The 22,885-nt window shown below is 71.2% G+C and carries 17 protein-coding genes; 11 read left to right on the forward strand and 6 right to left on the reverse strand.

All coding sequences use genetic code 11. The annotated features are described in order from the left end of the window. Positions 1-48: 48 nt before the first annotated feature. Both D458_RS0114750 and D458_RS0114755 read left to right on the forward strand, forming a co-directional pair. Complete coding sequence (locus D458_RS0114750) at positions 49-2,127, forward strand: hypothetical protein (RefSeq protein ID WP_017587523.1); 2,079 nt, start codon at positions 49-51, stop codon at positions 2,125-2,127. A 22-nt stretch (positions 2,128-2,149) separates the two neighbouring features. Further along, on the forward strand, positions 2,150-2,788 hold the full coding sequence (locus D458_RS0114755) for an ATP-binding cassette domain-containing protein (RefSeq protein WP_017587524.1): 639 nt from the start codon (positions 2,150-2,152) through the stop codon (positions 2,786-2,788). Between the two features lie 56 nt (positions 2,789-2,844). Here the strand turns inward: D458_RS0114755 and dapF are convergent, their stop codons facing one another. Then, positions 2,845-3,669 carry a diaminopimelate epimerase gene (gene dapF / locus D458_RS0114760; RefSeq protein WP_083936306.1) on the reverse strand — a complete coding sequence of 275 codons (825 nt, stop codon included), beginning with the start codon at positions 3,667-3,669 and terminating at the stop codon, positions 2,845-2,847. A 133-nt stretch (positions 3,670-3,802) separates the two neighbouring features. Here dapF and miaA point away from each other — a divergent pair, with 133 nt between their 5' ends. Beyond that, complete coding sequence (gene miaA, locus D458_RS0114765) at positions 3,803-4,795, forward strand: tRNA (adenosine(37)-N6)-dimethylallyltransferase MiaA (protein ID WP_017587526.1); 993 nt, start codon at positions 3,803-3,805, stop codon at positions 4,793-4,795. A gap of 19 nt (positions 4,796-4,814) precedes the next feature. On the opposite strand, the gene D458_RS0114770 is transcribed toward miaA, so the two are convergent. Beyond that, entirely contained in the window at positions 4,815-5,498 is a 684-nt protein-coding gene (locus D458_RS0114770) for a class III extradiol dioxygenase subunit B-like domain-containing protein (RefSeq protein ID WP_026119314.1), read from the reverse strand. A 127-nt stretch (positions 5,499-5,625) separates the two neighbouring features. On the opposite strand from D458_RS0114770, the gene D458_RS33530 reads away from it, so the two are divergent. Beyond that, entirely contained in the window at positions 5,626-6,369 is a 744-nt protein-coding gene (locus D458_RS33530; RefSeq protein WP_017587528.1) for a TetR/AcrR family transcriptional regulator, read from the forward strand. Positions 6,370-6,388: 19 nt separating this feature from the next. Continuing rightward, a complete protein-coding gene (locus tag D458_RS0114780; protein WP_017587529.1) occupies positions 6,389-7,639 on the forward strand; it encodes a cytochrome P450 family protein in 1,251 nt (416 codons plus the stop codon). Between the two features lie 142 nt (positions 7,640-7,781). On the opposite strand, the gene miaB is transcribed toward D458_RS0114780, so the two are convergent. Beyond that, a complete protein-coding gene (miaB, locus tag D458_RS0114785; RefSeq protein WP_017587530.1) occupies positions 7,782-9,245 on the reverse strand; it encodes a tRNA (N6-isopentenyl adenosine(37)-C2)-methylthiotransferase MiaB in 1,464 nt (487 codons plus the stop codon). A gap of 612 nt (positions 9,246-9,857) precedes the next feature. On the opposite strand from miaB, the gene D458_RS0114790 reads away from it, so the two are divergent. The 5 genes from D458_RS0114790 (at position 9,858) to D458_RS33535 (ending at position 15,688) form a co-directional block, all read left to right on the forward strand. Then, on the forward strand, positions 9,858-10,601 hold the full coding sequence (locus D458_RS0114790; RefSeq protein ID WP_026119315.1) for an amino acid ABC transporter ATP-binding protein: 744 nt from the start codon (positions 9,858-9,860) through the stop codon (positions 10,599-10,601). A gap of 60 nt (positions 10,602-10,661) precedes the next feature. Further along, the gene (locus tag D458_RS0114795; RefSeq protein ID WP_017587532.1) at positions 10,662-11,510 is read left to right on the forward strand and encodes a glutamate ABC transporter substrate-binding protein; all 849 of its coding nucleotides are present in this window, start codon (positions 10,662-10,664) and stop codon (positions 11,508-11,510) included. 79 nt (positions 11,511-11,589) lie between these two features. Next, positions 11,590-12,264, forward strand: coding sequence for an amino acid ABC transporter permease (locus D458_RS0114800; protein WP_017587533.1), 675 nt, complete (start codon positions 11,590-11,592; stop codon positions 12,262-12,264). Beyond that, the gene (locus D458_RS0114805) at positions 12,261-13,388 is read left to right on the forward strand and encodes an amino acid ABC transporter permease (RefSeq protein WP_017587534.1); all 1,128 of its coding nucleotides are present in this window, start codon (positions 12,261-12,263) and stop codon (positions 13,386-13,388) included. Before D458_RS0114800 ends, D458_RS0114805 begins: the two co-directional genes overlap by 4 nt. Before the next feature lie 269 nt (positions 13,389-13,657). After that, on the forward strand, positions 13,658-15,688 hold the full coding sequence (locus tag D458_RS33535) for a S9 family peptidase (protein WP_017587535.1): 2,031 nt from the start codon (positions 13,658-13,660) through the stop codon (positions 15,686-15,688). 231 nt (positions 15,689-15,919) lie between these two features. Here D458_RS33535 and D458_RS0114815 read toward each other — a convergent pair whose 3' ends face one another. The 3 genes from D458_RS0114815 to D458_RS0114825 all read right to left on the reverse strand — a co-directional run bounded on the left by D458_RS0114815 (position 15,920) and on the right by D458_RS0114825 (position 18,075). Next, positions 15,920-16,552 carry a regulatory protein RecX gene (locus tag D458_RS0114815; RefSeq protein WP_017587536.1) on the reverse strand — a complete coding sequence of 211 codons (633 nt, stop codon included), beginning with the start codon at positions 16,550-16,552 and terminating at the stop codon, positions 15,920-15,922. Further along, complete coding sequence (gene recA / locus D458_RS0114820) at positions 16,545-17,696, reverse strand: recombinase RecA (RefSeq protein ID WP_017587537.1); 1,152 nt, start codon at positions 17,694-17,696, stop codon at positions 16,545-16,547. Before recA ends, D458_RS0114815 begins: the two co-directional genes overlap by 8 nt. 184 nt (positions 17,697-17,880) lie before the next feature. Beyond that, a complete protein-coding gene (locus D458_RS0114825; RefSeq protein ID WP_026119316.1) occupies positions 17,881-18,075 on the reverse strand; it encodes a DUF3046 domain-containing protein in 195 nt (64 codons plus the stop codon). A gap of 178 nt (positions 18,076-18,253) precedes the next feature. Between D458_RS0114825 and D458_RS0114830 the strand changes: the two genes are divergently transcribed. Beyond that, positions 18,254-22,873: a DEAD/DEAH box helicase gene (locus tag D458_RS0114830; protein WP_017587539.1), complete on the forward strand. Its 4,620-nt coding sequence runs from the start codon at positions 18,254-18,256 to the stop codon at positions 22,871-22,873. Positions 22,874-22,885: the final 12 nt, after the last annotated feature.

The raw sequence follows: 22,885 nt of genomic DNA on the forward strand, positions 1-22,885 counted from the left end.
GGCCCGTCGGCGCCCTGGCGCCGACGGGTCCCCCGACAGGAACTATCCGTGCCCAACAGAACCCTCGCCTTCGCCTACACCGCCTGTGCCGTATTCGCCGCGGTCATCGCCTTCCTCCTCGCCACCACGGCCGAGCGCACCATGTACGTGCTGGAGGACACGCGTCTGGTGTGGATCTCCGAGAACGACGGGACCTACGACACCGACGAGGTCGCGGCTTCCGTGCGACAGGTCGCGAACGACCACGACACCTCGGTCGGCTACGTCATCCCGGATGTCAACGAACCGTTCTCGGTGGCGCACCTCTACCTCGCTGTCGCGGACCCCGGCTCCCACTACCAACAGTGGCTGGAGGACGGCTACCCGAACTTCGGCCGGGACTTCACCGTCACGAGCCACGACATCGCGGACTTCGGTGGCGTGGGGCCGAACGGCGTCTACCTCGTCTTCGGTGACGCCGGGGCGGAGGAGGCGCTCCGCGCGGCCCTCGCCGAACACGGCCTCCAAGAGGCGGCAGGCACCCAGGTCACCCAGTTGTGGCACTACTTCACCGGTGGCCACCTGTTCAACCTCCTGGCGGTCGCCCTGCTCGGATCAGCGACCGCCGTGGGGGCGGGCGTCCTGTTGGCCGCACGCGACTACGGCGTCATGCGCTTGCAAGGGCGCTCCTACCTCGACATCCTCGGTGGCGACCTGCGGAAAGTGGCACGGTTGGCGGCGATCGCCCTGCCGGCGGTGGCGGCCGCGACGCTGGCGTTACTCGGCGCCTACAACGGGTGGAACCAGCTCGGCCTCTACACCCTGATGGCCCTGGCGTTCCTGGCTCTGCTGGCGGTCCCCTGCCTGCTCGTGCACGCCGCGGTGCTGGGCCTGGTGCACACCACCGGCATCCTGCCGGCCCTCAAGGGCCGCCTGCCCGTCCGCAGCACTACGGCCGCCGTCTACCTGGTCAGGGCCCCCGTACTGGTGCTGGCCCTGTTCATCCTGGCTGGTGTCGTCAGCTCCGCCCAGGAGGTCCGTGACCAGCGTGTGGGCCTGGAACTACTGGAGGACCACGGCGACACGTCCTTCCCCTCACTCAGCGCCAACTACGGATGGGCGGACCCCGAGGCGGTCGACGCGAGCCTCGGTCCCTGGCTGCGGGAAGCCGACGCCGAGGGTGACATGGTCCTGACCATCCACACCTACCTCCACGATTTCCTCCCCTTCGATCCGGAGCAACCCTGGGACACCTCCTCGCTGGACCGCACCGTCCTCGTGGTGAACGACGCCTACCTGGCCGAGGAGGAAGTGCTCGCCCCTTCCGGCGAGCGCCACGGCCCCGGGGAGACCGTCCGGGTCATCGTGCCCGAGAGCTTCCAGGAGCACACCGACGAGCTCGTCGACGGGGTGACCGACAGCTGGCTCGACATCAACAGCCGACCAGGCCAGGCACCCGAAGTGGAGGCCCTGGTCGCGGCCGACGGCCAGGACCTGTTCACCTACGCGGCCAAGGGCATGAGCGATCCCCACCACTTCCTGCCCCTGGTGCACGAACCCGTCGTCATCGTGCTGCCGAACGGAGCGGTCCTGTCTGACAGCGACTACGTCGCTTATCTGACCAACCGCTCGACGGCCTTCCCCGATCCCGGGGTGGTGGAGGATTTCCGGGCGGAGGACCCTGAGGCGTCCCGGTACGTTTCCATGGTGGAGACCCTTGGTGTCAGTGCCCTCAAAGAGCACCACAACTCGCTGAACGTCCTGCGCAGCGAAACCTTCAACCTGCTCGGGGCGGGCGCCGTACTGCTGCTCACCGCCATGGCCGCGTGCATCGTGCATGTGCGCACCCGGTCCCAGGAGATCTTCGCGCGACACATCAGCGGGTGGACCTTCGTCGCCACCCACCGGCGCCTGCTGATCGTCGAGGGCGCCATCGCGCTCGGTTTCCTGGCGTGGTCCACCTGGGACACGCTCCGCAAGGTGGCGCTGACCGCCGATCCCATGTACGGCGGTCCTCTGGAGAGCGCGCCCAGTGGAGTCGAGCCGTTCTACGCGCTCGGGATCATCCTGGTCTGCCTGGTGATCACCGTCGCCGCGCTGTCCCTCTTCCACCGCCGTATCGTCCACGAAGGCGCCTCCCGGGCCTGACTCCGAGAAACCGAGAAACACCATGATCACCCTGAAGAACCTCAGCAAGTCCTTCGGCAACCGCCTCCTGTGGGAAGACCTCGACCTGACCGTGGAGTCCGGCCGGATGCTCGCGCTGGTCGGAGCCAGCGGATCGGGCAAGACCACCCTGCTCAACTGCATGGGACTATTGGAGAAACCGACCGGAGGGCAGATCCTGTTCGAGGGCACCGACGTCACCCGGCTGGGTTCGGGAAAACAACGCCGGTTCCGCCGTGACCACCTGGGCTACCTGTTCCAGAACTACGCACTGATCGAGAACGCCACCGTCAAGGCCAACCTTGAGGTGGTGCGGCGGCGCGGAACCCGGCCCGGTTTCGCGGCCGCCCTGGAGCGGGTGGGTCTTGGCGGACGCGAGAAGGAGAAGGTGCACTACCTGTCGGGCGGGGAGCAGCAGCGGGTGGCGCTGGCCCGGCTCATGGTGAAGCAGCCGTCACTGGTGCTGGCCGACGAGCCCACAGGGGCGCTGGACAGCGAGAACGGGGCCATGGTGGTGAACGTACTGCGTCACATGAGCCGGGCGGGCTGTGCCGTGGTCATCGCCACGCACAACGACGCGGTTCGGGACGCCTGCGACACCGCCTTCGACGTGTACGAGCAGAAGGAGCTCACCCTGCGCTGAGCGAGCGCCGCACTGCCAAGCCGCCACGCCGAGGCCCGAGGCTCCCGGACGAGGGGTCAGACCAGGACGGTCTCGCCCTCGGCGATGATGGCGGCGGGGCCGCTCAGGCGGGCGCCCGAGGCGTCGAGGTAGACCGTGCACTCCCCGCCGAGCACGCGCACCCTCCAGGTCGCGCCCTCGCCCTCGGGGGTGGCCGCCGCGGCCGCGGCCACGATGCCGGTACCGCAGGAGCGGGTCTCGCCGGAGCCGCGCTCGTACACGCGCATCTCCAGCACCCCGGGGGCGATCTCGGAGTACACCTCGACGTTGGCGCCCTGGGGGAAGGCCTCGGCGTCGAGTTCGGGGAGCCTGGTCAGGTCGATGTCGGCGACCGGGCCGTCGACCTCGCAGGCCAGGTGCGGGTTGCCCACGGAGATCTGGGCTCCGTGCACGACCTGCCGGGCGAGCTTGGCCGAGGAGGTGCCCTGGCGCTCGACCCGGCCCATGTCGATGGTGACGTCGCCGTTGGCCTCGATCACCACACCCTTGGCGCCGTCGCGGGTGCCGACCTCGAAGCGGTCGCCGGTGACGTAACCGGCGTGCCGCAGGTAGCGGGCGAAGACCCGCACCCCGTTGCCGCACATCTCGGCGATGCTGCCGTCGGAGTTGCGGTAGTCCATGAACCACTCGGAGCGTTCGGCCGTGCGGGCCGCCGGGGCGAGCGTCTCACCGAGCGCACCCGTACGCACCACCCGGAGGATGCCGTCACCGCCGATGCCCGCCCGGCGGTCGCACAGCAGCCGGACGGTCTCCTCCGTGAGCTGGAGCTCCCCGTCGGGGTCGGGGAGGATCACGAAGTCGTTCTCTGTTCCGTGGCCCTTGGCGAATCGCATGCCCACCATCCTAGATGTGCCCGCCCCGGCGAACGAACGCCGCCGCTCGGCCGCTGGTCGGCAGCCCGTCAATCACCCGATTCCCACCCGTCTCTCACCCGGTGTGGCCCCGGCGCGGGTGCAACGTGGTTACGCTGGAGGGATGATCAAGGTGATCGCGGTCGTGGGCCCGACCGCTGTAGGCAAGTCGGACCTGGCCGTCGACCTCGCGGAGTGGCTGGAGGAGCGCACCGGTCGTCGCGGCGAGGTGATCAACGCCGACTCCATGCAGCTGTACAGAGGCATGGACATCGGCACGGCGAAGCTCCCCGAGGAGGAGCGCCGGGGCGTGCCCCACCATCTGCTGGACATCTGGGACGTGCACGAGACCGCGGACGTGGCCAGCTACCAGACCCTCGCCCGGGAGCGGGTGGAGGACTGCGCGGACCGCGACGTCATCCCCATCCTGGTGGGCGGTTCCGGGCTGTACGTGCGCGCCGTCCTGGACCACATGGAGTTCCCCGGGACCGACCCCGAGGTGCGCGCCCGGCTGGAGTCCGAGCTGGCCGACGTCGGCCCCGGGCTGCTGCACGCCCGGCTGGCCGAGGCCGACCCCGCCGCGGCCCGTACGATCCTGCCCGGCAACGGTCGGCGGATCGTCCGGGCGCTGGAGGTCATCGAACTCACCGGGCAGCCGTTCACCGCCAACCTGCCCGACCACACCTCGTACTACCCCGGTGTGCAGCTGGGGCTGAGCGCACCGCGCCCCGAGCTGGACGAGCGCATCGACCTGCGGGTGGAGCGCATGTGGGGCCAGGGGTTGTTGGAGGAGGTCCGCCGCCTGGACAAGCAGGGGCTGCGCGAGGGCCGCACCGCGTCCAAGGCGCTCGGCTACGCCCAGGCGCTCGCCCAGCTGGACGGGGAGATCGACGAGACCGAGGCCAAGGAGCAGACCGCCCAGGCCACGCGGCGGTTCGCGCGCCGCCAGGAGTCGTGGTTCCGCCGCGACCCGCGGGTCCACTGGCTGCCCTACGACGCCCCCAACCTGCTGGAACGGGCGATGGCCCAGGTGGAGTCGGCCCTGGCCGGGAAGACGGAGGACCCGGGCGAGGCCCTGGTGGACATCGCCACCCTGCTGCCCAACTCCCAGCGCTGAGTCCGGGGCCGATCCGGGGTCACAGAGCCCAGGCGGCCACGAAGTAACCCACGCCGTAGGGTGCCTCGTAGGCGAGCAGGTCGCCGGTGGGCGCGCGGTCTCCGGCCGCGCCCGCCAGGACCTGCCAGGCGGGGCGCCCGGCGACCATGAGGTCGCGGGCCGTTGCGGGGTCGAGCCCGGCCAGGTGCGAGGTGTCCGCCTTGGCCAGGGCCTCGGCGACGGCGTCGTCGTAGGGGATCGCGCGCTCGTCCACGTACCCGGGTGAGTGCTCGGCCCGGCGGGCGCTGCCGTCGCCCATCACCAGGAGCACGACCCGTTCCCCCTCGCCGGCCAGCTCCGCGCCGAGTTCGAGGGCCCGCCCCGGCACGGTGTCCGACGGGACCTCCAGGTAGCCGTCGGGGACGAGCCCGGAGCGCCCGGCCAGCCAGCGGCCGGTCGTGGCGGCCAGGTCCAGGACCCCCGGTTCCGGCCCTACGCGCACGTCCACGCCGAAGTCACGCAGGTCTCCCCCGGCACCGCTGCCGTGACGGCGTTCCTCCGGCCCCCGGCCCACCACGTACAGGCGGTCGGCCCCGGCGGCGCCGAGCCCGGCGACGGCGAGGTCGCAGGCGGTTCGGAGGGCGTCCAGGCCCGGTGCGGCCCCCTGGGCGACCTCGGGGAAGAGCACGGGAGGATGCGGGCACACAGCGGCGGCGATCAACACAAGGGCGAGGCTACCGCCCGAATCGGCGAAAACCCTTGCGCATGGATCCTCACCGACCTATCGTTGACTTCGTGACCGGGATTGAAGACTGGTCACGAAGTCAGAAACCATCCGGCGAGGAGTCACCATGACGACGAGGAGCGGTCCCAGAACGGCTCGGGAGGCCGAACGCGCCAAGCGTGCCGCGCGCATCCTGGACGCGGCCGGGGACCTGCTCGTCGCCTGGGGGTACACCAAGATCACCATCGAGGACGTGGCCCGGCGGGCCGGTGTCGGCAAGGGCACCGTCTACCTGCACTTCCCCACCAAGGAAGCGCTGTTCAGCGTCGTGTTGGTGCGGACCCAACTGGAGGTCGGAAACCACCTGCTCGAACGCTTCCGGGAGGATCCGCGGGCGATCCTGCCCAGTTCGATCGCCCGGGAGATCCACCTCGCCCAGGAACGGTGGCCGATCCTCAAAGCACTGCTCACCAGCGACACCAGCACCCTCGGCTCGATGATCACCGCCGTCAACGAGACCCGGGGCGACCTGATCGAGGGACGCGCGCGAGTGATGCTCGCCTACACCGAACTGCTGCGGGGCCACGGCCTGCTGCGCGACGAGCGCACGGCGGAGCAGCAGAACTACGTGTTCGTCTCCAGCGTGCTGGGGGCGCTGGCCACACCGCCACTGCTCGAACTGCAGTCCTATCCGCTTCCGGACTCCGCGACACGGGCGGACATCCTGGCCGAAACCGTGCACCGCGCCCTGGAGTCACCCGCGAGCCCTGAGGCCCTGCTCGCGGCCCGTGACGAGGTCCTCCCCCTGTTCGACGCCCTGCTGGCCACGGCCCGCGACGTCCTGGCGGAGTACCTCCCAGCCACCCGCTGACCTCCCCTTAGGAGGGGACATGAGCACTCCTGTCCTTCCCGATCTGGCCACACCCGAGGCGGCCGCGACCCTGCCCGAGATCCTGGAGAGCGTCCGCGCCTCCGGGGGCTCGGCCCCGGCTTCGATGGGCGGTGCCGAGACACGGCTGTTCGTCGACGACACCGACGTCCGCACGATCCTGGGCGACAAGCGGTTCCTCATGAACGCCGCCAACGTCGAGGGCGGGACGAACGCGCTGTCCCGCGCCGAACTGCTGCACCACATGGGTCTGGAACCCGAGATGATCGTCCACGCCACCCAGGGGATCCTGGACCAGGACGGCGTCGACCACGTACGCCTGCGCAAACTGGTCACCCGAGCCTTCACCGCACGCCGGGTCCAGGCGATGCGTCCCAACGTCCAGGCCATCACCGACCGGCTCCTGGCCGAGCTTCCCGGGCACGCCGAGAACGGCTCCGTCGACCTGCTGCGGCACTTCGCCTACCCGCTGCCCATCCAGGTCATCTGCGACCTCGTGGGGGTACCGGAATCCGAACGCGGCCCCTGGCAGGCCTGGGGCCACAGCCTGACCTCGTTCGATCTGGGACGGCCGGACCTGCTCAACGGAGCCCTCCAGGGAATGGCGGAGTCCTCGCGCAAGCTGATCGCCGCCCACCGCGCACGTGAACACGGCGACCTCCTGGACGACCTGGTACGGATCAGCGACGACGACGGCGACCGCCTGTCGGAGAACGAGCTGATCACCATGATCGTCACGCTGGTCGTCGCCGGGCACGAGACCACCGCCAACCTCATCGGCAACGGCACCCACGCCCTGCTCACCCACCCCGACCAGTTGGCACTGCTCAAGGGTGACCCGGAGCTGTTGCCCTCGGCCGTCCACGAACTGCTGCGCTGGTGCGGTCCGATCTTCCAGACCAGGATGCGGTACGCGTCGGAGGACATGGAGCTGACCACCGGGGCGGTCCGCCGCGGGGAGGCGGTCATCGCGATGGTCGCGGGGGCCAACCACGACCCGCGGGTCCACACCGACCCGGCTCGGCTCGACCTCACACGGCACCAGGGGAAACCCGGAGAGGCCCACGTGGCCTTCGGGCACGGACTGCACTACTGCCTGGGTGCGGCCCTGGCCCGGTTGGAGGGTCAGGTGGCCTTCGGTTCGCTGCTGTCGGCCTTCCCCGACCTCGCGCTGGACCCCGCGCGGCCGGCGGTACGCCAGCCCAACATCGCCTTCAACCGCTTCGACGACCTGTACGTACGCCTGGGGTAGCCCCAAAACACCGGACCCGGTAGCCGCTGGGATCCGGTTGGCTCCGAGAAAGGGTCGCGGCGCCACCTCCCCCGCTCGGGCACACGAAGGCCCCCGCTCCTGAACCGGTCAGGGGCGGGGGCCTTCGGAGGTCGTGTCCGGGTCAGGCGTCGCAGCAGCCGCCCACGGGCGCGGGCTCCTCCGCCGGAGCACCGATCTTCGGCATGCCCAGCAGAACGTCGGGCTTGCTGATCTGGACCGGCTTGCCCTGACGGGCGTCCCAGGCGTCACCGGCGCGGGTGCGGCGCAGGTTCCGCACCCCGGAGTCGGCGACCAGGTGGTGCGGGGCGGCGTAGGTGACCTCGACGGTGACCATGTCGCCCGGGCGCGGCTCGGAGTCCCCCACGGCGAAGTGCACGAGGCGGTTGTCGGGGGCGCGGCCGGACAGGCGGCGGTGCGCGCCGTCCTTCTTGCCCTCGCCCTCGGAGACCATCAGCTCGACCTCGCGGCCGACCAGCTTCTGGTTCTCCTCCCAGGAGATCTGGTCCTGGAGCTCCACCAGTCGCTGGTAGCGCTCCTTGACGACCTCCGGTGGCACCTGGTCGTCCATGGTGGCGGCAGGGGTGCCGGGGCGCTTGGAGTACTGGAAGGTGAAGGCCATCGAGAACCGGGACTCGCGGACCACGTGCAGGGTCTGCTCGAAGTCCTCCTCGGTCTCACCGGGGAAGCCCACGATGATGTCCGTGGTGATGGCGGCCTGCGGCATCGCCGCGCGCACCTTCTCCACGATGCCGAGGAAGCGCTCCTGGCGGTAGGAGCGGCGCATGTCCTTGAGCACCTTGCTGGACCCCGACTGCAACGGCATGTGCAGCTGCGGCATGACGTTGGGCGTCTCGGCCATGGCCTCGATGACGTCGTCGGTGAAGTCGCGCGGGTGCGGGGAGGTGAAGCGGACCCGCTCCAGCCCCTCGATCTCGCCGCAGGCGCGCAGCAGCTTGGAGAAGGCCTGGCGGTCGCCGAACTCGCTGCCGTAGGCGTTGACGTTCTGGCCGAGCAGCGTCACCTCGGTGACGCCCTCCTCGACCAGGGCGCGGACCTCGGCGAGCACGTCGCCGGGGCGCCGGTCCTTCTCCTTGCCGCGCAGCGCGGGCACGATGCAGAAGGTGCAGGTGTTGTTGCAGCCGACCGAGATCGACACCCAGGCCGCGTACGCGGACTCGCGGCGGCTGGGCAGGGTGGACGGGAAGTGCTCCAGCGCCTCGGCGATCTCGACCTGCGCCTCGCGCTGGACGCGGGCGCGCTCCAGCAGCGTCGGCAGGGAGCCGATGTTGTGGGTGCCGAACACGACGTCGACCCAGGGGGCGCGGCGCACGATCTCGCCGCGGTCCTTCTGGGCGAGGCAGCCGCCCACGGCGATCTGCATGCCGGGGTTGGCGTCCTTGACCGGGCGCAGGTGCCCGAGGTTGCCGTAGAGGCGGTTGTCCGCGTTCTCACGGACCGCACAGGTGTTGAAGACGACGATGTCTGCGGTGGTGTCCTCAGCTGCGCGAGCGTACCCAGCGTCCTCCAGCAGACCGGAGAGGCGCTCGGAGTCGTGGACGTTCATCTGGCAGCCGTAGGTCCGCACTTGGTAGGTACGACTCTGGCTCACCCTCCCAGGCTATCCGCTCCGCCGCGGCGCCCAGGACGCCCTGCGGCGGCCGCTCCGGGTGTTCCAGGCCGGTCCCGCCGAACCGGACTCCGATCCGGATCGTCCCGGCGCCGACCGCGTCTCCCACCGGCGGCCCTCTGGCCGGTACCGGTCACGCGTCCGGATGCGGCCAGGAGGGGGTCCTCCGCGACCGGACGGCCGTCGGGAACAGGGGGGCCGGGGCTGGAGGGGCGCGGACCGCCGGGTGGTCCAGCCGTCATGGGGAGCTCCGGGAGCGGAGGGGTGGGTTCCTACCGGGGAGGACGCTCCGTGACCCCTCTCGGTTCGCCGCTCCGGTGGCCGGTCCCGGACTCGTGGCCTGATCTGGGTCTACCCGGGACACCTCGTCGAACAGGGGGCCTGCGGAAGTCACGGAGTGTCGCGCGTGAGACTCTGAAGCACGAGGCCGCCACTCGGTGCAACGAACGCAGACTTATGCTCCGAACCCCATAACATTTTCGGGGATCACGCCGTAACAAGTCTGCTACTCCAGGGTCAAGCGGCGTTTTCGTGATGACACGGCAACATGGACCCATTAGGTTCCGATGCATGACCTCAACTCCTCTCGTCGTGCTGGAGAACGTCAACAAGCATTTCGGCGACCTGCACGTGCTCCGCGACATCGATCTGACGGTTAACTCCGGCGAGGTGGTAGTCGTCATCGGCCCGTCCGGGTCCGGTAAGTCGACGCTGTGCCGCACGATCAACCGGCTTGAGACGATCGACTCCGGCTCCATCACCCTGGACGGCCAGCCCCTCCCTGCCGAGGGCCGCGGCCTCGCCAAGCTGCGCAGCGACGTCGGCATGGTGTTCCAGTCCTTCAACCTCTTCGCGCACAAGACCGTGCTGCAGAACGTGACGCTGGGCCCGCTCAAGGTGCTCCGTCAGTCGAAGGCGGACGCCGAGGCCCGGGGTATGGAACTTCTCGACCGGGTCCAGATCGGCAACCAGGCCCACAAGTACCCCGCCCAGCTCTCGGGTGGCCAGCAGCAGCGCGTGGCCATCGCCCGTGCCCTGGCGATGAACCCGAAGGTGCTCCTGTTCGACGAGCCGACCTCGGCCCTGGACCCCGAGATGGTCCAGGAGGTCCTCGACGTCATGACCGACCTCGCCAGTGAGGGCATGACCATGGTCGTGGTCACGCACGAGATGGGCTTCGCCCGCCGTGCCGCCAACCGGGTCGTCTTCATGGCCGACGGCCAGATCGTCGAGGAGAACACCCCCGACGAGTTCTTCACCAACCCGAGCTCGGACCGGGCCAAGGACTTCCTGTCCAAGATCCTGACCCACTAGGTTCCCCCGAGATCTCAGAGATCTCCGAGTTCTTCGCACGTAAAAGGAAGAGGTACCCACATGCGAGCCCGTCGTATCAACTCCGTTCTGGGCGGCGCCGCCGTCCTGGCTCTGGCCCTGACCGCCTGCGGCACCGCTGACGTCGGTGACACCGGAAGCGGCGACGACAACGGCGACGGCGGCGGCGACACCATCACCATCGGTGTCAAGTACGACCAGCCGGGCCTGGGTCTGGACGAGGGCGGCACCCCCGTCGGCTTCGACGTCGACGTCGCCACCTACATCGCCGAGGAGCTCGGCTACTCCGCCGACCAGATCGAGTGGACCGAGGCCGCCTCCGCCAACCGCGAGTCCTTCCTCCAGCAGGGCACCGTGGACATGATCGCGGCGACCTACTCCATCACCGACGAGCGCCGCGAGGTCGTCGACTTCGCCGGCCCGTACTACGTCGCCCAGCAGGACATCCTGACCCAGGCCGACAACACCGACATCAACAGCCCCGAGGACCTCGAGGGCAAGGTCCTGTGTTCGGCCTCCGGCTCCCGCTCGGCGAACAACATCACCGAGGACATGGAGATCGACGCCGAGCTGCGCGAGGCGGGCAACTACTCCGAGTGCCTGGAGCTGCTCAACAACGGCACCGTCGACGCGGTGACCACCGACAACACCATCCTGGCCGGCTTCGCCGCCCAGAACCCGGACGACTTCCGGATGGTCAACAACCCGTTCGGTGAGGAGCAGTACGGTGTCGGCCTGCCCGCCGACTCCACCGAGCGCTGCGAGGAGATCAACGCGGCCATCACGAAGATGTGGGAGGACGGCTCGGCCACCGAGTACCTCGAGTCCGCCTTCGGTGAGACCGACTTCGCCTACGAGGAGTCCGCCCCCGAGCTCGCGGACTGCGCCTAAAACCGTCATCTGACCCCGATCGGAAGGTGGGGCCGGGACCACCCGGCCCCACCTTCCGATCCTTGACCGGCTGGGACCCATGGAAGCCTTTCTCAGCAATATCGACAGGGTCGTCGACGGTTTCTCATGGACCGTCCGGCTCACCCTGTTCAGCGCCTTCTTCTCGTTCATCCTGGGCATCCTGCTCACCGCCATGCGGGTCTCACCCGTACCGCTGCTGCGCGGGCTGTCCACCGCCTACGTCGAAGGCATCCGGAACACGCCGCTGACCCTGGTGCTGCTGTTCTGCGGCCTGGGCCTCAACAGCGCCCTGGGGCTGAGCCTGGCCGACAGTGTCGCGCTCGACGTGTTCTGGTGGGGGGTGATCGGCCTGTCCGCCTACACCGCCTGCTTCGTGTCCGAGTCCTTGCGCTCCGGCATCAACACCATCCCCCTGGGCCAGGTCGAAGCGGCCCGGTCGCTGGGCCTGACCTTCACCCAGAACCTGCGCCTGATCGTCATCCCGCAGGCGCTGCGCACCGTCGTGGGTCCGCTGGGCAGTGTGCTCATCGCGCTCACCAAGAACACCACCGTCGCCTCCGTCGCCGGGCTGGGCGTCCAGGAGGCGTCCCGGGAGATGAAGCTCATGTTCGACCAGGGCATCGCCCCGGTCCTGCCGACCTTCGTCGGGTTCGCGATCGGGTTCCTGATCCTGACCCTGCCGATGGGTTACTTCTTCGGCTGGCTGTCCAAGCGCGTGGCGGTGGTCCGATGAGCGCCCAGGCTGTTCTCTTCGACGTCCCCGGCCCCAAGGCCCGGCTGCGCAACGCCCTCTACACGGTCCTCACCGTCTTTCTGGCCCTGATCGGCCTGGCCATCCTGTACCTGGGGTTCAACCGGACCCTCAGCGACCGGGAGTCACCGCTGTTCTCCGCCCAGACCTGGGCGGTCAACCCGGCGGGCCAGTGGGCGGCCGACAAGTGGGAACCGTTCCTGCGACCCGAGACGTGGACCGGATACGTCATCCCCGGTCTGCAGAACACGCTGACCGCGGCGCTGACGGCGTCGGTGCTGGCGATCCTGTTCGGGTTGGTCTTCGGTATCGGCCGCCTGTCCGAACGCTGGTGGATCCGCATCCCCTCCGGGGCCGTCGTGGAGTTCTTCCGCGGCATCCCGCTGCTGATGCTGATCTTCTTCACCATGGCGCTGCCCATCGTCGCCTGGCAGCTCTTCGACATCCCGACCGGCACCTTCCAGGTGACCGCGCTCGTCGCGGTCGTCACCGGCCTGACCCTGTACAACGGGTCGGTGCTGGCCGAGGTCTTCCGTGCCGGCATCCTGGCCGTGCCCAAGGGCCAGAGCGAGGCCGCCCAGGCCATCGGCATGAGCAGGACCCAGACGATGTGGACGATCCTCATCCCGCAGGCCGTCACGTCGATGATGCCCGCGATCGTGGCGCAGCTGGTGGTCCTGCTCAAGGACTCCGCGCTCGGCTACATCATCGCCTTCCCGGAGCTGCTGCGCAGCTTCACGCTGGTGGCGACCCGGGAGAGCAACGTGATCCCGGCGGCGATCATCTGCGCCGTCATCTACATCCTCATCAACCTGTCACTGAGCCGGATCGCGATCTGGCTGGAGCGCCGCAACGCCCGACGCGGCAGGCCCTCCGCCAAGGCCACCGCCGCGGGCGGTGCGCCCACCGCGGTGGACGGTGTCACCGGTGGCCTGCCCGTCCCCACCCCCAGCGGCACGGCGGCCGAGCCGATCGTCGGTGACACGCTCACCGACACCCGGTCCGACGAGGAGCCCCGTCCCGAGGCCGGTGACGACCCCGAGCCCGGTGACGGCGGATCCGGTTCCGACAGCGGATCCGGTTCCGACGGAGGCAGCAGCACCTAGCGGCCGAACCCCGCAGCAGTCCCCTGGCGGCCCCGTGGACGCACTCCGAGTGCGCTCCGCGGGGCCGTCGGCCTGTGTGACGGTGCCGGAGTTCGTCCACAGGCGGGCCGATCAAGACTGCACACGAAGGCTACGGAGCACTAAGGTCGACATGTCATCTGATCACACCCACGACCCATCCTGAGCGGGACATGTCTGAACTGTCGAGCCCCCACGGCTCCTGGCCATCACCCATCAGCGCCGGTGACGTAGCCCGAGGCGTGCGCCAGATGGCGTACCCCTCCGTTCTGGGCGACGAGGTCTGGTGGGAGGAGTACCGACCGGCCGAGGAGGGCCGAACGACGCTCGTGCGGCGGGACGCGGACGGCACCGTGCACGACCTGCTGCCCGCCCCCTGGAGCGTGGGCACGAGGGTGCACGAGTACGGTGGCCGCTCCTACCTCCCGGTCCCCCGCCGTGATGACAAGGCCATCCCCCGTGTGGGCGTGGTCTTCGCCAGCGCCTCGGACCAGCGCCTCTACCTGCTGGAACGCGGCGCGAAGGAACCCGTCCCCCTCACTCCCGAACCCACCTCGGCCGGTGCGCTGCGCTACGCCGACCCCGCTCTCGGCACCGACGGCCGACAGCTGCTGTGCGTGCGCGAGCAGCACGTCGACGGCACCGTGCGCCGTTCGATCGTGGCGGTCCCGCTCTCCGGGCGGGGCGCCGAGGACCCGGCCGCGATCCGGGAGCTGGTGTCGGGCGCGCACTTCTACGCCTCCCCCACCGTCTCCCCGGACGGGACCCGCCTGGCCTACGTGCGGTGGAACCACCCGAGGATGCCCTGGGACGGCACCGAACTGCGGGTGGGTGAGCTGACCGAGACCGGTCTGGCCGGGGAGTACACGCTCAAGGGCGGTGTGGACGAGTCCGTGCTCGCCCCCGTCTGGGCGGACGACTCCACCCTGTACCTGGCCTCGGACTGGCCCGGTTTCTGGAACCTCTACCAGGCGGGGCTGAAGGGCCAGGCGATCGCCCTGTACCCGGCCGAGGAGGAGTTCCACTCCCCGCCGTGGCGACTGGGCGAACGCTGTTTCCGCGTGCTGGACTCGGGGAAGCTCGTGACCCTGCACGGCGACACCGCGATGCGGCCGAGCGTGTACGACCCCGACACCCTGGACCTGGAACCGGTCGCCACCGAGCTGACCTCGTGGTCGCACCTGGACTCGGACGGGACGAGCGTGGTGGCGATCGCGGCCTCGGCCGACACCGCCGGATGCCTGGTGCGGCTGGACCCGGTCCGTCGCACCGTGGAGGTGCTCCAGCGGTCCATGGCGGATCCCGTGGACCCCGCCTACCTGCCGGTGCCCCGGACGGAGACGCTGCCGGGCCGCTACGGGGCCACGGTGCACGCCAACGTGTACCCGCCCACCAATCCCGGGTTCTCCTCCGACGGGCCCGCGCCGTACGTGGTGTGGGCGCACGGCGGCCCGGTGGGCCAGTCCCTGCGCTCACTGGACCTGGTCAAGGCCTACTTCACCAGCCGCGGGATCGGTGTGGTGGACGTGGACTACGGCGGTTCCACGGGCTACGGGCGCTCCTACCGCAAGCGCCTGCACAAGGAGTGGGGCGCGGTGGACGTCGAGGACTGCACCGCCGCGGCCCGGGCCCTGGTCGAGCAGGGTCTGGCCGACCCCGAGCGCCTGGCCGTCCGCGGTCCGAGCGCGGGCGGCCTCACCGCGCTGCTGGCTCTGACCGGGGACACCTTCGCCTGCGGGGTGTCGTACTTCGGCGTGGCCGACCTGCTGGGGCTGGTCGAGACCACACACGACTTCGAGTCGCGTTTCCTGGACACCCTGGTCGGGTCGCTGCCGGGCTTCGTGGAGACCTACCGGGAGCGGTCCCCGATCAACCGGATCGGCGAGATCGACGTCCCCGTGCTGCTGCTCCAAGGGCTGGACGACAAGGTGGTCACCCCGGACCAGGCGTCCCGGATGGCGACGGCGCTCAGTGAGCGCCAGGTGCCGTACGCGCTGCTGGAGTTCGAGGGTGAGGCGCACGGCTTCCGCACCGAGGAGGCGCGGGTGCGCTCTCTTGAGGCGGAACTGGCCTTCTACGCGGGGGTGTTCGGCTTCGAACCGGACGTGGCCCCGCTGGAGCTCACCACGGAGCCCCCCGCACCGCGCGCCGCGGCACCGGAGGACGACCTTCCCGTCGCCGAGCAGCTTCCCGACATCACCCCGGTGTCCGGTGTGACCGCGGGGACCGGTGAGCCGGTGGACCCGGGCCTGACGGAGAAGGCGGCGGCGGAGAAGGAGTGATCGGGGCCTGCCGCCCCGGGGCGACGGGCTTTCCCACCTGCGAGGAAGGGGACGAAGCGTGGTCGGGCTCCCGAACCGCTGGGCACGCCCCTGACCGGCCCGGTGGTGTCCGATGCCTCCGGCACCGGCAGGAGGAAACGGGCCGGCCCCGCCCGCGGCTACCGCACGGGCCGGCTGCGGGCCGCTCGCCGGACGCCCGGCCCTCGCTGAGGGCGTCCGGACAGGACGCGGTCAGAGTCCGGGGTCGTCCGGGTCGGCTTCGAGGCCTTCCTGTTCGAGCTCCTCGCGGACGATCCGGTAGGAGAGACCGCCGGGGTAGCCCTTGCGTCCGAGGACGCCCAGGGCGCGGCGGATCCGGGCTTCCTTCTCCTTGGTACGGCTGCTCCGCAGGCTCTTGCGGGCCAGGGCGCGGGCGCCGTCCTGCTCGTCCTCGTCGCTGACCTCGGAGACCGCTTCGCGGACGGTCTCCTCCTCCACGCCCCGGGTACGGAGTTCCTGCGTCAGGGCCCGGCGGGACAGGTGTCGGCTGTACTGCCGGGAGGAGACCCAGGCCTGGGCGAAGGCGGCGTCGTCGATCAGCCCGGCCTCGTCGAGGCCGTTGAGGACCGCTTCCACCACCTCGTCCGGGTACTCCCGGCGGTGCAGGGAGCGCTCCAGCTGGGCACGTGTGCGCGGGGAGTGGGTGAGCATCCGCAGGACCAGGTTCCTGGCCTTGTTCTCCAGGTCCCCCCGGTCCTCGATCCGCTCCTTCCCGGGGTCCTCTCCGGGCGGGGCGGCCCCGCCCGGAGGGGTTTCCTCGTCGGCGCTCACCGGGCCGGCCTCGGCCGTTCCGGTGCGGTCAGAAGACCAGCGCCGCTCACGCATCCGGAGTGGCGGCCTTCGTGGTCTTGGCCGCGGCCCGCTTGGCGGTGGCCTTGGCCTCCTCGGCCTTGGCGTCCTTGGCCGGGTCGACCTTGGCGGGGTCGGCCTTGGCGGAGTCGGCCTTGGCGGAACCGGAGGCGCTGTCATCACCCGAACCGGGGATGCCCAGCTTCTCCTTGATCTTCTTCTCGATCTCCTTGGCCACGTCGACGTTCTCGCGCAGGAAGTTGCGCGCGTTCTCCTTGCCCTGGCCGAGCTGGGTGCCGTCGTAGGTGTACCAGGCACCCGACTTGCGCACGATGGCGTGCTCGACGCCCAGGTCGATGAGGCTGCCCTCGAGGGAGACGCCGACACCGTAGAGGATGTCGAACTCCGCCTGCTTGAAGGGCGGCGCGACCTTGTTCTTCACGACCTTGACGCGGGTGCGGTTGCCGACCGCGTCGGTGCCGTCCTTGAGCGTCTCGATGCGGCGCACGTCCAGGCGGACCGAGGCGTAGAACTTCAGCGCCTTGCCGCCGGTGGTGGTCTCCGGCGAGCCGAACATGACGCCGACCTTCTCGCGGAGCTGGTTGATGAAGATCGCGGTGGTGCCGGTGGTGCTCAGGGCACCGGCGATCTTGCGCAGCGCCTGGGACATGAGCCGGGCCTGGAGGCCGACGTGGCTGTCGCCCATCTCGCCCTCGATCTCGGCGCGGGGCACCAGGGCCGCCACGGAGTCGATCACGATGATGGAGACGGCACCCGAGCGGATGAGCATGTCGACGATCTCCAGCGCCTGCTCACCGGTGTCCGGCTGTGAGAGGAGGAGGTTGTCGGTGTCGACGCCGATCTTCTTGGCGTACACGGGGTCGAGCGCGTGCTCGGCGTCCACGAAGGCGGCGATGCCGCCCATCTTCTGCGCACTGGCCACGGCGTGCAGGGCGACGGTGGTCTTACCGCTGGACTCGGGTCCGTAGATCTCCACGACCCGGCCCTTGGGCAGACCGCCGATGCCGAGGGCGACGTCCAGGGCGATGGCGCCGGTGGGGATCGCCTCGATCGGCGGACGCTCGTCGTCCCCCAGACGCATGACGGAGCCCTTGCCGAACTGCCGCTCGATCTGCGCGAGCGCTGTCTCGAGAGCCTTGTCTCGGTCTCCTGATGCCACGGGATTCCCCTGATGTTGGGTAGATGCCTTCTTCTTCATGATGCGAATGACGCTACGCGGTCGCTACGACAATCGCGACGTTCGACGCCGGTCCGCTACGGGCCCAGACTACCCGAACTCATGTTCGAAATCCGGTGTGAGTCCCGGCCGTCTCGCTTTTTCCGTGTGTGCGGCCCGTCCGAGGTCAGCGGGCGGAGGCGGGAAGGTCGAACGCGTCACACACGGCCCGCCACACCTCCTTCGGCGAGATCCCGTCCGCCAGCGCCTGACTGACCGTGCGGGAGCCGAGATCGTCGATGACGAAGTCCTTGGCCAGGCTGTGCGCGTAGCCCTCCCCGAACTGGGCGTGCATGTTGTTCCAGAAAGCTGTGAGTCTCATCGGCCCCAGTATGGGCGACCGGAGCATCCTCCGGAGACTTGTCCACAGGACGGATTTCCCCCGGCCCTCCCCCGGCCCTCCCCCGGCCTTCCCCGGCTCCCTCCTCCGTCTCTTCCCCGGTCCCGGCCCTGCGGGTGTCCTCCCCTGAACTGTCGGACCCCTTGGGCAGACTGGCGGGATGAGCGGAGCGACCGATCCCCTGGCACCCTTCGGAACGGCGACCCGGGCCTGGTTCGAGCAGGCCTTCCCCCACGGCCCCACAGCGGCCCAGACCGAGGCCTGGCGTGCGGTCGCGGCCGGCGACGACACCCTGGTGGTGGCGCCGACCGGATCCGGCAAGACCCTGTCCGCCTTCCTGTGGTCGCTGGACCGGCTCACCCACGCGCCCGTCCCCGAGGACCGCTCGAAGCGCTGCCGGGTCCTGTACGTGTCACCGCTCAAGGCCCTGGCCGTCGACGTGGAGCGCAACCTCCGCCGGCCCCTGGCCGGGATCGCCGCGGCGGCCGGGTCCACGGGCGAGGTGCTGTCCCCCGTCACCGTGGGCGTGCGCACCGGCGACACCCCCGCCCAGGAGCGGCGCCGGATGGCCACCCGCCCGCCGGACGTCCTCATCACCACCCCCGAGTCCCTCTTCCTGGTCCTGACCTCCAAGGCACGCGAGGGGCTGTCGGGGGTGGAGACGGTCATCGTCGACGAGGTGCACGCCCTGGCCGGGACCAAGCGCGGCGCGCACCTGGCGCTGAGCCTGGAACGGCTGTCGGCGCTGCTGGACCGCCCCGCCCAGCGGATCGGCCTGTCCGCCACCGTGCGCCCGCGCGAGACCGTCGCCGCGTATCTGAGCGGCACCGCTCCGAGCGGCACCGGCCCGAGCGGCACCGGCCCGAACGGCACCGGCCCGAACGGCACCGGCGCGAGCGGGTCCCGAAGCGCCACGATCGTCGCACCGCCGGACACCCCGCACATGGAGCTGCGGGTGGAGGCCCCGGTCCCGGACCTGGACGAACCGGGGAGTCCGCCCGCGACCGCCGAGGGCCTCCCCCCGGACCCGCGCGCGGGCAACACCGTGAGCCGGGGCTCGGTGTGGCCGCACGTGGAGCGCCGGGTGCTGGAACTGGTCGAGACGCACCGCTCCACCATCGTGTTCACCAACGGCCGCCGCACCGCCGAGAAACTCTGTGCCCGCCTCAACGACCTGTACGCAGAACGCCTCGACGGCGGGCTCCCCGGCGAGGAGGTCGCCGCTCAGGTCATCGGCCAGTCCGAACAGAGCCGGGGCGGCACGCCGGTGATCGCGCGCGCCCACCACGGATCCGTCTCCAAGGCCGAGCGGGCGCTGATCGAGGACGACCTGAAGGCGGGGCGGCTGCGGTGCGTGGTGGCCACCTCCAGCCTGGAGCTGGGTGTGGACATGGGCGCGGTGGACCTGGTGGTCCAGGTGGCCTCTCCCCCGTCGGTGGCCAGCGGGCTCCAGCGGGTCGGCCGTGCGGGCCACCAGGTGGGCGAGACCTCGCGCGGGGTGTTCCTGCCCCAGTACCGGGGCGACCTGCTGGCGACCACCGTGGTCACCGAGCGGATGCGCGCGGGCGGGATCGAGCGGCTGGAGATGCCGCACAACCCCTTGGACGTGCTGGCACAGCAGGTCGTGGCCATGGTGGCGATGGACGACTGGCCCGTGTCCGAACTCGCCGCGCTGGTGCGGCGCGCGGCCCCGTTCTCCGACCTGGCCGACTCGGTCCTGGAATCGGTGCTGGACATGCTGTCGGGCCGCTACCCCTCGGACGAGTTCGCCGAGCTGCGCCCGCGTGTGGTGTGGGACCGCGACGCCGACGTGCTGCGCGCCCGACCGGGCGCCCAGCGGCTGGCGGTGATCAGCGGCGGCACCATCCCGGACCGCGGCCTGTACGGGGTGCACCTGGCCTCGGAGACCGGAGGCAGGGCGCCCACGCGGGTCGGGGAGCTGGACGAGGAGATGGTGTACGAGTCGCGGGTGGGCGACGTGTTCGTGCTGGGTTCGACCTCGTGGCGGATCGAGGCGATCACCGCGGACCGGGTGATGGTCTCCCCGGCGCCGGGGCGGCCGGGCCGGATGCCGTTCTGGAAGGCGGACGCGCTCGGCCGCCCCGCCGAACTGGGCCGCGCGGTGGGTGCGATGACCCGCGAGCTGGCCGCCCGGGACCGGGCCGGGGGCCGTGAGCTGGCTGCCGCGGCGGGGCTGGACGACTGGGCCGCCGACAACCTCGTGGAGTACGTGGCCGACCAGCGGGAGGCCACCGGGAGCGTGCCCGACGACCGCACGGTGGTGATCGAACGCTTCCGCGACCAGGTGGGCGACTGGCGGGCGGTGGTGCACTCACCGCTGGGCGCCCGGGTGCACGCGCCGTGGGCGCTGGCCATCGCCGGGCGGATGCGCGAGAGGTTCGGCGCGGACGGTCAGGTGGTGCACGGCGACGACGGGATCGTCCTGCGCCTTCCGGACGTGGAACTGGACGGGGCCGGCCGTGCGGGCGAGCTGGCCGACCTGGTGTCACTGGACCCGGAGACCGTGGAGGCGCTGGTCACCGACGAACTCACCGGGTCGGCGCTGTTCGCGTCCCGGTTCCGCGAGTGCGCGGCCCGGGCGCTGCTGCTGCCCCGCCAGCGCCCGGACCGGCGGATGCCGCTGTGGCAGCAGCGGCTGCGCTCCCAGCACCTGTTGGCGGTGGCGGGCCGGTACGGGTCGTTCCCGATCGTGCTGGAGACGGTGCGCGAGTGCCTGCGGGACGTGTTCGACGTGCCCGCTCTGGCGGAGGTGCTCACCGACGTGCGGGCGCGGCGGGTCCGGGTGGTGGAGGTGGAGACCCGGCAGGCCTCGCCGTTCGCCCGGTCGCTGCTGATGGAGTACACGGCGGCGTTCCTGTACGAGGGTGACGCCCCGGCCGCCGAGCTGCGGGCGCAGGCGCTCACCCTGGACCCGTCGCTGCTGGCCGACCTGCTGGGCAGCGCCGACCTGAGGGAGCTGCTGGACCCGGAGGTGGTGGCGCGCACCGACGCGCTGCTGCAGCGGGTCGCCGCTCCGGTGAAGGACCCGGAGGGCGCCGCCGACCTGCTGCGGGAGGTGGGCCCGCTGACCACGGAGGAGGCGGCTGGGCGAGGTGCGCGCCGGGAGTGGCTGTCCGAGCTGGAGGGCGCCGGGCGCGCGGTCCGGATGCGGGTGGCCGGGGCCGACCGCTGGTGTGCGGTGGAAGACGTGGCGCGGCTGCGGGACGCCCTGGGCGCCGAGCCGCCGCCCGGGGTCCCGGAGGTGTTCCTGGAGCCGGTGGGTTCCCCCGTGGTGGACCTGGTGTCCCGGTACGCGCGCACGCACGGGCCGTTCACTTCGGCGGAGGCCGCCGAGCGGCTGGGGCTGGACCGGGACGTGGTGGAGGGCGCCCTGCGGGAGCTGTCCGGGCGCGGCAGGGTGGCGCGGGGCGGGTTCCGTCCCGGCGGGACGGGCACCGAGTGGTGCGACGACGACGTGCTGCGCCGGCTGCGGCGTGGCTCGGTCGCCCGGCTGCGGCGTGAGGTCGAGCCGGTCGGTCCGGCCGCCCTGGCCCGGTTCGCGCCGCTGTGGCAGCGGGCCGTTCCCGGTGCGCGGCTGCGCGGCCCGGACGCGGTGTTCGAGGCGGTGGAGTCGTTGCGGGGCGCGCCCCTGGCGGCCTCCGCGCTGGAGTCGACGGTCCTGCCCGCCCGTGTGGAGGAGTACTCCCCGGCCGGGCTGGACGCGCTCACCCAGGCCGGTGAGGTCGTGTGGGCCGGAGCGGCGGCGCTGCCGGGCGGGGACGGCTGGTTGACGCTGGTGCCCGCGGACGAGGCGCCGCTGCTGCTCCCCGAACCCCACGCCCCGGAGGAGGGTTCGCCGGCGGCCACCGTCCTGGAGGTGCTGCGGGAGGGCGGGGCGCTGTTCTTCCGGGACATCGCCGACCGTGTGGCCCGAACCCTGGGCGGGGCCGCGGTCTCCGACGCCGACCTGGTGGCGGCCGTGTGGGAGCTGGTGTGGGCGGGGTGCGTCACCAACGACACCCTGACCCCGCTGCGCGCGGTGCTGGGTGCCGGTCCCGCCCCGCGCCGGAGCTCCGCCCGTGCCAGGCGGCGCCCGGTGATGCCCACACGGTCGGGACCGCCCACGGCTGCGGGCCGCTGGTCCGCGCTGCCCGTGCCCGATCCGGACCCCACCCGGCGCACGCTGGCCCGGGTGGAGGCCCGGCTGGAACGCGACGGGCTCCTGCTCAAGGGACAGCAGGGCCGGGGGATCTCGCCGGACGAGTACCGGGTGCTGCGGTCGATGGAGGAGGCCGGTCAGGTCCGCCGCGGCTACTTCGTGGAGGGTTTGGGCGGGGCGCAGTTCGCCCTGCCGGGCGCGGTGGACCGGTTGCGGGCCCTGTCCGGCGAGGAGCCCGGAGGGGATGCGCCCCCGGTGGTGCTGGCCGCCACGGACCCCGCCAACCCGTTCGGCACGGCGCTGTCCTGGCCGACGGGTTCCGCGGGGGTGGACGTGGCCCACCGGCCGGGCCGGACGGCGGGCGCGCTGGTCGTGGTCGACGGCGGACGGCTGACCCTGTACCTGGGCCGGGGCGGGCGGTCCGTGCTGACCTTCGGATCCCCTCCGGCCCTGCTGGAGCGGGCCGCCCGCGCGGTGGCGGAGCTGGTCCGCACGGGTGCGGCGGAGTCGTTGACCGTGGAACGCGCCGACGGCGCGGAGGTGTTCGGCACCCCGGTGGACACCGCCCTGGTGTCGGCGGGCTTCCACGTCACTCCGAAGGGGCTGCGCCTGCGCAGGTGACGGTGGTTCGTG

The sequence above is a fragment of the Nocardiopsis ganjiahuensis DSM 45031 genome, assembly GCF_000341085.1.
Taxonomy (GTDB): domain Bacteria; phylum Actinomycetota; class Actinomycetes; order Streptosporangiales; family Streptosporangiaceae; genus Nocardiopsis; species Nocardiopsis ganjiahuensis.